This is a genomic window from Melioribacter sulfuriphilus, assembly GCF_051488685.1.
GTDB lineage: Bacteria > Bacteroidota > Ignavibacteria > Ignavibacteriales > Melioribacteraceae > Melioribacter.
On the sequence record NZ_JBPSEH010000002.1, the window covers coordinates 407,862 to 418,060 of the forward strand.

A 10,199-nucleotide genomic window follows, 5' to 3' on the forward strand; every position below is an offset into this window, starting at 1 on the left:
CAATAAAAATGCCAGAAAAAAATTTATTTTTCTGCTTTTTTCGCAGTTTTGTTAATCTAACAGAGTTTCATTATATCAACATCGTCTCAGAATAAGACAGAGTTATTTGCTCAAATTACCGTAAACAAAAATCGCTACTGCATTTGAACTGATTGTTGGTTCGTTTGTAATGTAATCCTCTTTTTCATCTCGGTAGTAAAATTCGCCGCTTTGATGCTCAGCTAATTTATCGTTGCCATTATAAGGTATTTTGAAATCATCTACAATTTTTTTTTCAACAGGGCCTGCAGCAAATCCGCCAGGAAGTTTACCTTTAAAATACGAAATTTGATGATGGAAATTGGTAGTAAACTTTGAACCAAACCCGTAAACAAATGATATTCCCCACGGATTTTTACCAAGAATAAAATCTTTTTGAGCAGCCATCAAAGTATCGTATTGCCTATCGCCTGTTAGTTTCCGGTAAAGAATATCAATTAGCGCAATACCCAGTAAAGTATGATTAGTTCCCCAGCTTAAAGGAATACCGAGTTCGAACAAGCTTGTTCGGCTGAAGTCTCTGAAAGAATTGAGACTGTTTTTAAGATAATCGACAAAACGAGATTGGAAATGAGCAAGTCTGTAATGTGCGAAGGCATTTATATTGCCCCAGCTCCACCAGTAGTCGCTGCCTGCAGAATCGGCAAATGAAATTGCTTCAGTTAAATAAGAAACATTACGCGTGGATAGATAAAGTTCCACAGCTGCCAGAGATAATTTGCCCTCATAATTTTTATCGATGTAGGCACCGCTACCAGAACTGTCGATATCGGGAACGGAGTCTTTGAGCTTATAATATTTCGTGGCTGTAATTAAGCATGTATCCGCAAAATTCGGATAGTTCAATTTATTTCGCCAGATACGAGATGCAAGTGCCAAAGTAGCCGAGTAGATTCCAATTAAATTTTTTCCAATGCCCACAAACGCAGGTCTATCGTATGTCAGCGGGTCGTCTTCGGGCATTCGCCAGCCAACATCGTGGTCACGTAAATCTTGAACCTGTGTTATCAATTTGTTTCCATAACGACACCTCAACAACCAATCCAATCCCACTTTTGCCTCTTCGAGAATGTCCGCTACGTTGTTATTATTTCTGTCGAATCCGAACTTATCGGGTGCAAATTCGTATGCAAACAAAAGTAAATAGGTAGAATATGCGGTGGTGTTCAGAAATTTTATATAGTCGCCTGCATCGTGCCAGCCACCTGTTAAGTCAATTTTAGTTTCGAATGTATCTTTACCGTCATAAATTGCTGTGGCATCTGCGATGTGACAAACTTCGTGCAACAAAGGGTCGGTATAGCCGCAGCGCTGAACTTTAAAAAAATCAAGCAGCGATTCAGTTAATTTTCTGTATACGTTATCCCCAATTTCAAAAGTATACGAGGTTATTTCACCTGCACTCACGATATATTTACCGCTTTCTTTTAAAGAGGAAAAATCAAATTTATAAGTGTAGTTGTATCTGCCGTGTTTAAAACCAGTATTGTAATACTTAGGATAAAATTTTTTATGAGCGTTCTTCAAATCAATGATTTCGAGTTTCACATTTTCCAAAGGCACTGTTGAAAGTATAATGCCAGATTTAATATCCTCAGGCAAATATCCAAGCTGATTCAATCTAATTACGAAATCCCCTTGCGAATTTACACCACTGCCGCAGTTGTGTGCGGCAAATAAAAATATCAATAGTACTAAATAAATTTTTTTCATTGTAAGAAAGTCGTTCTTTATTCGCTTATCAAATTTAGCAATTAAATAACTATTATTTATTGAACTTCGTTGAAGTCAGTATTGAAGATAACATCCCAGGTTTTCTGACTTACTCCAAAACCTCTGGTAGCGTCTTTGTAATGATGACGCATATGATGCTTTTTAATCTCGAGCCAGAATTTGTTCTTTATCCTCATATGATGGACAGCATAATGAGTCATATCGTAGATTAAATAGCCCGTTAGAAATCCTGCATAAAAAGGACTGACAACTTTATTGCCCAGCAAATAGAGATAAAAAATATAAAAGAAGATGGCCAGTGGGATGCTAACCGAAGGTGGCATTACGAGCCGTTTCGAGTCGCTCGGATAGTCGTGATGCACACCGTGCATTATGAAATGAAGGCGTTTGCCCGTCTCACTTTTCGGTTCATAATGAAATACAAATCGGTGTAGCACATATTCGGTAAATGTCCACACAATTATTCCTGCAAGAAAATAAAAAATAATTTCCCAGATATTGAAAAATCGAAACGATAGCGAAAACAGATAAGCAACTACCGGCACATATATTATCAATGGCACGCTCCAGTGCACTCTGGATAACGATTCTAAAAAATCATTTTTGAACATGCGGACTGTTTCGTCTTTATTGGAAATGTAATTCTTTGGCATAATACCCTCCTTTTTAATAACATTATCAAAACAAATTCTTAAGCGGAGAGATTCCCAATCCCGGAAAATTATTCAATAAAAATTTACCATTTGAAAATTCGTGTCCTTCAAACGGATCGTTATTAATCAAAAGGTTACCATCCAGATCGATATAATCTGCAAGTTGAGCCAGTTGTAATGCAGCGGAAATACCACACGAAGTTTCTGTCATACAGCCAAGCATCACTTTTTTATTCATTAATCTTGCCGCTTCGATTAGCTTGAAAGTATAATTAATTCCACCGCACTTCATCAGTTTAAAATTGAATCCATCGTAAAACGCTCCGACTCTTTCGATATCCTCAAGGTTTCTTATCGATTCGTCCGCTATAATCGGCAAGGACGAATTACCTTTCAATGACTCGATTACTTCATCTTCACCTGCTGGTACTGGTTGTTCAACGAGAATTACGTTGTTTTCCTCAAGCCATGCCAGGAAATCATTAAAAAAGCCAATACCCAGCTTACCGTTCTCAGATGAATCGTCTTTGATACCTCCCCACGCTTGATTTAAATCTACATAGAGGGGTTTATCTGTTGCCTGTCTTATAATGCGAATAATTTCTTTATTGTGGTTATGTTTTTTCCCGAGTTTTATTTTATAAATGTCGAAGCCGACGGCATCTTTGATTTTTCGTTCAATCATTTCTGGACTATCGAGCCCAATTGTATATGAAGTTTTTATTTCTTTCTTATCGAGGAGGTTATAAAATTCTCTTACAGGTTTATTAAGTTTTTTCCCGAGATAGTCGTGCAATGCAATATCGACTGAGGCCAGAGCAGTTCTATTAAAATTGGCTTTTTCATTGAGTGAATTGAGATAATCAATCAATTGATTGAATTCCGATATTTCAGAAATTTCGAGTCCTTTTATAAAATTAATAACACTTTCCTGGTTTTCCTTCATATACTGGGGTAAGCTTGCTTCGCCGTAGCCGACAATATTGTCATTGTCCTCCACTTTTACGAGAACAGCTGGCGTTGTATTTCTTGAATAGTAAGAAATATTAAATTGGTCTTTAAGAGACAGTGTAAATTTTTTTGTGGTAATTTTCATAAAGGAAAAATAGCAGAAACGAAGGTCACACAAAAGTGCAACCTTCGTTTTTAATTTTATTTGATCTATGCTAACCGAAATAGGTTTGATGGCATGCGTAGAGCGCCAATCCAATAGCGGCTAACATGATAATAACAAAAATTGAGGCTCCTAATTTTCCCATGACTTCAACCCTTCCGGAAATTATTTCATTAAAATCATTTTTTTAACGGCTGTAAATTCACCGGCATCAATTTTGTAAAAATAGATACCTGCGGCGGCAGTATTACCATAATTGTCTTTCCCATTCCAGACGACTGAGTGATTTCCAGCCTGGAATTCTCTGTAGACAAGTGTTTTTACTTCCTGTCCAAGAACATTATATATCTTTAATGAAATAAATTGTGATTTAGGTAGCGAGAATTTTATTACAGTTTCAGGATTAAACGGATTTGGATAGTTTTGTTCAAGAGCAAAATCTGCTGGCACTTCTCCGAGCGACTCTTCAAGATCTGTGACATTATCGCCTACCTTAAAGTAACCTGCTTCCGAATAATTCGAAACATCTCCATTGCCTGTCTTAGAACGTACACGCCAGTAGTACTCTCCAGGAGTCAAAGTCTCAACGGCTGCATGCAGCTGTGCCAGATTTTCAAAAGTTCTGGTATCGTTGAATTCGGATGTGCTCGATAATTCAACATCATATTTCAACTCGGATTTTGAAGGTGCTGGCACAAACCAAGATAACATTGGTTTTGCAGTATTGATTACTACTCCACCTTTAGGCGAACCCACCACTGGAACTACAGAGCTTGCCCCTGGATCGATAGTAAAACTAAATATTGTAGAATAAGGCGTGTAATTAGAACCAGAATAATAGCCTCTTACTCTCCAGTAATATGTTGCACCGGGTGTAAGTCCAGTCAATTGATAAGAATAATTATTACCGACCGTACCAGGAGCTATAGTAACAGGACTACCAAAATTACTCTGTTGCGAGTATTGTATTTCGAATCCAGTTATTCCAAGATTAGAACCGTTTAGATACCAGTATAAAGTTACATCGTCATCATATACTATACTTGCATTGTTTGGAGCAGATGGAACAACCGTCACCGTGCCACCTCCAACTACTGTGAATGAACCCTGAGAATAATCGGCATGCGACGGTGCATTTGTACCGTCATAAAGTGCAACAGCTCAGTAATATGTTGAACCGTAGGTTAAATCGGATGTAAATGTGTAAAACAAAGTATTAATATCATTAATTGTTACACTCCCATCATAAGTTGTGGCCCAATCTGCCGGCGCACTTCCTTCTTTCCACCTCACAATAAATCCGCTCCATCCTAAAGTGGAACCGTCTATGTACCAGGACAATGTAGGTCGAGCAGTGTAGACCGTGGGATTTCCAACAGGATATGAAGCTACTGCACTACTATATTGACCGCCTACGATTGTGAAACTTGCAGTAGAGCTCCATGCCGAAGCATTTGCTGGATTTCCATTTTCATATGATCTTACTTTCCAGTAATATGTTAAACCTGCCGTTAAACCAGTAACTTGATAATATAAATTACTGATATTTGTATAAGTCGGAGTACCGGTAAATGTATTTGTAGTATTAATTTCTATATCATAACGAAGTTCAGTTGATAGGCCTGCTACATACCAATAAAGAGTCGGTGAAGTTGTATAAACATCAACTCCGCCAATTGGATGAGATGGTACAGGTTGAAAGGCTGTTACAGTTGCTGCCGCATAAGTCGTAAAATCTGCTATGCTAGAATAATTCGTTTGTGTGTTGTAATTTGTTATAACCTGCCAGTAATAATGAGTATTTGCATCCAGATTCGAGGTAATTGTATAGAATAGATTCGCACCAGCATTGTATGACGAATATACTGCCTCGTCATCGAGCTTTGTATTATCTGGACCACTATTAGTTTTTGATATTAGCACTGTGTATGTAGCACCTGGTTCTGATTCAACCGTATACCAGTATAATGTAGGTTGCAGGGTATAAACTGTAGCATTGCCGATAGGCCAGGATGGATAAGCTTCAACTGCGCCGCCTTTTGTAGTAAAAGAAAAGACGGAAGAATATTTAGCCACCCTATCCGAGAAATCAAATTTATTTGATACAGTTCCATCATCATAATAAGCAACTACTCGCCAGTAATATTTCGAGCTACCTTGCAATCCTGTCGCCGAATGATTCAATGTATTAATATTATCCACAAAAAAAGCAAAGTCAGTAGTTAATGAATTAGTGACATAATTATCTACTGCTGATGCCCATTCACTTTGAGTTGGAGCTGTATTTTTTTCAATGACCTGCAAAGAAAATTTCATTGAACCTACAGGAATTCCCAGATACCAGGAAAATAACAGTGGGTCATACTGAATTACTTCCATTGCATTTGATGGAAAAGATTGTGTAATCGTTAGATTACTCAAAGTTGTAAATGACCATACACTTGAAACAGCTCCATTAACCGTCACACGCCAGTAATAAGTAGTGTTATTATTCAAAGGCATGCCAGCATCTGCTTCTGTAAAGTTGTAAGAACCGGCGGCAACAGACTTACTTGCAACAATATTCGTGAAGAAATTATCTGTAGCTATTTCAATCAAATAAGTAGACGAGCCGTCGTAGTCCCATGAAAATTCCGGTTCAAGAGAAACTCCTGTTAGTGTATTTGCAGGCGATATCAATCCTGGCACAACCTTAAATGTTCTGCTGGTGGTCGTAACCGGCGTGTTATCCAGAGGTATATTAGAATCGTCGATTGTAACATCCCATGTGTATGTACCAAAATCAAGATTTGCAGCAAATGTAAATGGACTTGTCTCAGTATTATTATACGTATATCCATTAGGTCCCGTAACATTGAGTGTAAATGTTACATTGCTGACTGTAGCAGAAGTACTCCATTGCAACGTGGGAGTTCTATCCATTAATTCCGCTCCATTTGCAGGACTATCGAGACTTAATGTTGGAAAACCAGTCTTGAATGAATAATTATGCCATGAGCCGTCACCGCCTGACCCATCTATGTCAGTATCTCTAACTCTCCAGTAATAATTAGTATTGTAGTTGAGTGCAGGTAGTGACAAACTTGTCAATGCAGTATTGGAGGATGATGCCTCCGGGCTACCAAAACCAGGGTCATCATCGAATTCAACATCGTATGGACCGTTGCCATTACCGTCGTCGAAGTCTGTCCAGGTTATTGAAGCTAAGCTTTGTGAAACACCGACCTGCCCATCAGTCGGCGAAATTGGTGTTTGTGCATAATCTGTTGTTGAAAAAAACAAGATTATGCTCATTATAAAGCTGTATCGCAAATATCTCATATGCATCCTCTGAGATTGTTAATGATTTTTTTTGCTTGAACGAAAAATATTTTATTGGGATTATGAATAATATATCCCTTTTTCATAAATAAAAAATCAAATTATTTTAAAGAGACACCAAGCTACAGTATTTGTGATAGTAGGCACACATATAAAAAACTATACCGTTCATTATTTTATTAACAGCATTCTTTTTACTGCCTGATTGGAACCCGAAATCAATTTGTAGAAATAAACGCCACTGGCAACTTTATTCCCATAATTATCATCGCCATACCAAACCAGATTATACCTTCCAGGCGATAGTTCTTCCGAAATTAGCCTTTTTACTTCTTTACCGAGAATGTCATATATAGTTAACATCACATGGTCTTTCTTACCAATAGAAAAACTGATGGACGTTTCAGGATTAAAAGGATTCGGGTAATTTTGATAAAGCTCAAAATTATAATTGATTACATCGTTCTCTTCGACAGCTGTTACATTGCTTACGGTTTTAAAGATACCAATAGAAGAATAGTCGGAAACTTTTCCCTCTTCTGTTTTTGAAATCACCCGCCAATAATATGTGTTATCAGGATACAACCCGTTTATTTCTACAAATGGTTTATCGAGTCCTCCGATAATATTTTTGTATTCGAAATTTGCGTCATGAGTGTATTCAACCTCATAAGTAAGCTTTGAATCGCTTTTTGTAGGGACGACCCATGATAAAACCACCGACGATGAAGAAATTGGCTGAGCATGATTTGGTGAACCGATCAGAGGAACAACGGCGAATGCTCCTGCATCAGTCGTAAAAGTTGCAATTGACGACCAGGGAGACTCCGATCCAGGAGAACCGGCAACTTTAGCTCGCACCTGCCAATAATAAGTTGTGCCTGCTGATAAACCTGAAAGAATATAAAAATTATTGTTTAAATCCGTTACAGTTGTTGGATTGAATAATTGGCCACCACCGTCCAGTGAAGTCGAGTAACGCAAATCATAATTGAGTGTGTATGCAGAGGAAGCATACCAATATAAAGTTGGTGAAAGTGTATAAACTATTGTCCCGCCCACTGGATAGGTTTGTGTCGGTACTGGAGCCCCTGTAGATGCAAACGACGGAATATTAAAAGATTCAACCGTAGACCACGAAGATGGCGTTCCTCCGTCCCCTATTTTCGATCTTACACGCCAATAATATGTACCCCCATTCAAAGCAGAAGGCAACATGAAATAGAGATTTTCGATCCAGCCTGAATTACCCATAGGTGTATCATCTAAATTTGAATCGTCATCCCATTCAACAAAGTATTTTAATCCGTCAATATAAGTAGTAATATACCAGTATAAAGTAGGTGGATTTATATAAGAATCATTACCACTTACAGGCCAGGAGGGAACGGGGATAGGTGGAGTTAAAGGAGGCGAACTGAAAATTTCAAAACTTTCTTCGCTGCTGGTTACTACATTAGTCGAAAATGTATTTGAAGTCGAAGCGTCAACAACATAATAATAAGTATTGCCGGGCGTTAAACTCGAAAGCGTTAGATATAAATTACTTGTAACACTGCTCGTTTCAGTATAGCTGCCCGACGACGTACCATATCGAACTCGATAATATAAACCTGGATAGTACGAATTAATATACCAGTAAATAGTAGGACTCTGGGTATATACCATCACTCCATTGGTGGGATAAGTGGCAACAGGTGCAGGAACTGCTTGAGTTGTAAATTGCCAAATATCTGAATAACTAATAACAATACCTGTATTCGTTTTGCCAGTAATCCTCCATTTGTATGGTTGGCCTGGAATCAAAGAAGATGCGTCATAAGAATGGAATGTTCCGGTCAAATCGGCTGCTATGGTAATTGGTGATGAAAAATCCATATTATCGTCAATTTCGAGATCGAATTTCATTCCATATTTTGTTGTATACCAGCTAAAATAGATTGTCTGCAATGTAAGTACTGATAAATTGGCAGGAAGAGTTGGAACTGGAATGTAAGGAGTAGCTTTTATAATATCTCTACCGCTGGTAGTTCTGCCAGCATTGGAAGTCATAATAATTTCACCATTAGGGCCTTGAAAATGAGAACCAACAAAGTTCCATTGCCCTGAACTACCATTATATTGAGCACCTGTTAAATCCATCAAAAAATTACCTGCATTATCATAAAGATGAATATCTTTCGTAGACATTACTGTAACAGCAATATATTGATTGTCACGTCCTGTCCAGTAGCCCCAATAGCTGTCGACGATAGGTGTAAAACCCAGATCTTTAACCCAGCTACTTCCATTAAAAGTAAGTGTATGAGTAGTATTGATAGGTTCAGCAGTAGTTTCACCTGACCAATAGAGTATTACGGTTCCATCTTCATTTGATATCGGTTCGTATTCTTTATAATTAGAAGTGTTAGTTATATTTGTTCGTGTAGTACCATCCCATATAAAAAGATCGGCACCACCTCCAGCGCCATAATCCCAGAATATAATTGATGTTGTACTTGAGCCCAGGAAATCGGGATTGGCCACATCATCACTTCCTGTAGGTTCATAAACAGCGGTAGTTATGCCACTGGCTAATTCATACTTTAGCACTCTATTATTTGTGGATACATTCCTTTCTACATAACCGATATATAATCCATCGTCGCTCCAGAATGGATTTCCATAAGTTGGCCCATTATTATAATCTGAATTACCTGCGGAAATAATTGTTTCCCCGCTACCATCTGAATTCATAAGAACAATTTCTACTCTTCTAATTGGACCATCGTCATAATATTTTTGTGCTACAATTTTTGAACCATCAGTACTAAGTCCTGCTTGCGTGTAATTCACATTAGCTGGAGCCGTTACAAGAGGATTAAATGTATAGAATTGATTATTGAATTGCGGCGAGCCGTAACTACTAACCGAGCGTAAAAAATTTTTTACCGGTTGTTCAACCGCATTTTGCTGGTCGTGTGTTTTAAAACTTTTATTCTGCGCTACTATTAGAACAGACAGAATAAAAAAGAGAAAAACTCCCTTTTTCATTTGCACCCTCTGTCTTTTATTAAAAAATATATTTAATATTATCTTACTTTCGACCCGGAACCATCAGGAGGATAGATAATATTTTTTCGGCTGGTGATGAAATCTACTGTTATTTGATACTAATGTCAAGAATTATTTTTTAAAAAAATAATTAACAATTATTAACGCATACGACTTTACGGCATTTGTATCTTCCATCCATAAAAAAACTAATCTTACTTACTCATTGAAACCTCTGAAAAATTATCCAGAATTTAAAAACTTTTTAATGAAAAGCGTTGTAAGAGAATAAACAAAAAAGAGGA

General features: G+C 37.6%; 6 protein-coding genes. All 6 read right to left on the minus strand.

Going from position 1 to position 10,199, the window contains the following annotated elements; all coding sequences use genetic code 11:
* Positions 1–102 precede the first annotated feature (102 nt).
* Positions 103–1,752 carry a glycoside hydrolase family 9 protein gene (locus tag ACSSV9_RS05025; RefSeq protein WP_437346137.1) on the minus strand — a complete coding sequence of 550 codons (1,650 nt, stop codon included), beginning with the start codon at positions 1,750–1,752 and terminating at the stop codon, positions 103–105.
* Between the two features lie 56 nt (positions 1,753–1,808).
* Positions 1,809–2,426 (minus strand): sterol desaturase family protein, encoded by a 618-nt coding sequence (locus ACSSV9_RS05030; protein WP_437346138.1) that lies wholly within the window; start codon positions 2,424–2,426, stop codon positions 1,809–1,811.
* 25 nt (positions 2,427–2,451) lie between these two features.
* Positions 2,452–3,522: a dipeptide epimerase gene (locus ACSSV9_RS05035; RefSeq protein WP_437346139.1), complete on the minus strand. Its 1,071-nt coding sequence runs from the start codon at positions 3,520–3,522 to the stop codon at positions 2,452–2,454.
* A 183-nt stretch (positions 3,523–3,705) separates the two neighbouring features.
* Positions 3,706–4,617 carry a T9SS type A sorting domain-containing protein gene (locus ACSSV9_RS05040; protein WP_437346140.1) on the minus strand — a complete coding sequence of 304 codons (912 nt, stop codon included), beginning with the start codon at positions 4,615–4,617 and terminating at the stop codon, positions 3,706–3,708.
* A gap of 84 nt (positions 4,618–4,701) precedes the next feature.
* Positions 4,702–6,834, minus strand: coding sequence for a hypothetical protein (locus ACSSV9_RS05045; RefSeq protein ID WP_437346141.1), 2,133 nt, complete (start codon positions 6,832–6,834; stop codon positions 4,702–4,704).
* Between the two features lie 198 nt (positions 6,835–7,032).
* The gene (locus ACSSV9_RS05050; protein ID WP_437346142.1) at positions 7,033–9,894 is read right to left on the minus strand and encodes a fibronectin type III domain-containing protein; all 2,862 of its coding nucleotides are present in this window, start codon (positions 9,892–9,894) and stop codon (positions 7,033–7,035) included.
* Positions 9,895–10,199: the final 305 nt, after the last annotated feature.

Excerpts from the sequence above, each read along its gene's own strand:
- ACSSV9_RS05025 (WP_437346137.1), bottom strand. The coding sequence starts at position 1,752 with ATGAAAAAAATTTATTTAGTACTATTGATATTTTTATTTGCCGCACAC.
- ACSSV9_RS05030 (WP_437346138.1), bottom strand. The coding sequence starts at position 2,426 with ATGCCAAAGAATTACATTTCCAATAAAGACGAAACAGTCCGCATGTTC.
- ACSSV9_RS05035 (WP_437346139.1), bottom strand. The coding sequence starts at position 3,522 with ATGAAAATTACCACAAAAAAATTTACACTGTCTCTTAAAGACCAATTT.
- ACSSV9_RS05045 (WP_437346141.1), bottom strand. The coding sequence starts at position 6,834 with ATGAGCATAATCTTGTTTTTTTCAACAACAGATTATGCACAAACACCA.
- ACSSV9_RS05050 (WP_437346142.1), bottom strand. The coding sequence starts at position 9,894 with ATGAAAAAGGGAGTTTTTCTCTTTTTTATTCTGTCTGTTCTAATAGTA.